The organism is Actinoplanes sp. NPDC048791 (assembly GCF_040650095.1).
Taxonomy (GTDB): domain Bacteria; phylum Actinomycetota; class Actinomycetes; order Mycobacteriales; family Micromonosporaceae; genus Actinoplanes.
This window is the reverse complement of the sequence record NZ_JBEZGQ010001675.1, coordinates 1-1,172: the sequence shown is the minus strand read 5'-3', so window position 1 is coordinate 1,172 and position 1,172 is coordinate 1. Positions and strand designations below refer to the sequence as shown.

Annotated in this window: 2 protein-coding genes; one reads left to right on the top strand and one right to left on the bottom strand. The window is 71.8% G+C overall.

Annotated elements, in window-relative coordinates:
* The coding region (locus tag AB0C29_RS49540; RefSeq protein WP_360835494.1) for a TetR family transcriptional regulator at window positions 1-536 on the bottom strand (536 nt) is incomplete at its 3' end.
* Window positions 537-641: 105 nt separating this feature from the next.
* On the opposite strand from AB0C29_RS49540, the gene AB0C29_RS49535 reads away from it, so the two are divergent.
* On the top strand, window positions 642-1,172 hold a 531-nt coding region (locus AB0C29_RS49535), incomplete at its 3' end, for an SDR family oxidoreductase (RefSeq protein ID WP_360835492.1).

Below are 1,172 nucleotides of genomic sequence, written 5' to 3'. Positions count from 1 at the left end.
GCGGCCGTGAGGATGCGGTCGGAGAGTTCGGTGCCGGCCGTCGCCCGGGACAGCATCAGGGCGCCCGCCATCGTCGCGATCGCCACCAGGTCCTCGTCGTCGCCGTCGGCCATCCAGCGGGCGAAGTCGCGCACGCCGTCGGCGTACGGCTCCCGGGCCGGGCTGTCCGGCGCCTCCCGGGCCATGTCGCCGCCGAAGGCCGTGGTCGGGCAGCCCTGACCGGCGTGGTCGCGGTGCTCGGGGGAGAAGTAGTAGTCCAGCAGCTCCCGCCGGGCGGCCGCGTGGTCGCCGGGATGCTGCTCGTCCAGGGCGGTCAGCCGCTCGCCCAGCTCGCCGAAGGCCCGGCCGGTGGCCTCCGCGACCAGCGCCTCCTTGGACGCGAACTGCTTGTAGAAACCGCCGTGGGTGAGCCCGGCCGCGGCCATCAGGTCGGTGACGCTGACCCCCTGGACGCCGCGCTCGCGGAAGAGCCGCGCCGCCTCGGCGATCACCCGTTCCCTGTTCTGCTGTGCCTGTGCCTGGGTCACCCGTGCCATCCCGCACCTCCGGCACCCATCTTATATGACGCTCGTCATCTAACGTTGCGGCCAATAGATGATGCCCATAATCTAAAACTCGTCGGACCAACGGAAGGAACCACCATGCAGCTCGAGAACTCCGTCGCCCTCGTCACCGGGGCCAACCGCGGCCTCGGCCGGCACTTCGCCGCCCAGCTCGTGCAGCGCGGCGCCAAGGTGTACGCGGCGGCCCGGCGCCCCGAGACCATCGACCTGCCCGGGGTGATCCGGGTGCGGCTCGACATCACCGACCCGGAGTCGGTAGCCCAGGCGGCCAAGATCGCCGACGACGCCACCGTGGTGGTCAACAACGCCGGCACCAGCCTCGGCGTGAACCTGCTGGAGGGCGACCTCGACGCGATCCGGCTGGAGATGGAGACGCACTACTTCGGCACGCTCGCCGTCACCCGGGCCTTCGCGCCGGTGCTGGAGCGCAACGGCGGCGGCGCGGTGCTCAACGTGCTGTCCGTGCTGTCCTGGCTGCACCCGGGCCCGTTCGGGGCGTACAGCGCGGCCAAGGCGGCCGAGTGGGCGCAGAGCAACGCGCTGCGCGACCTGCTGGCGGCGAAGGGGATCTCGGTGTCGGCGCTGCTCGTGGGCTTCTTGGTGACCGTC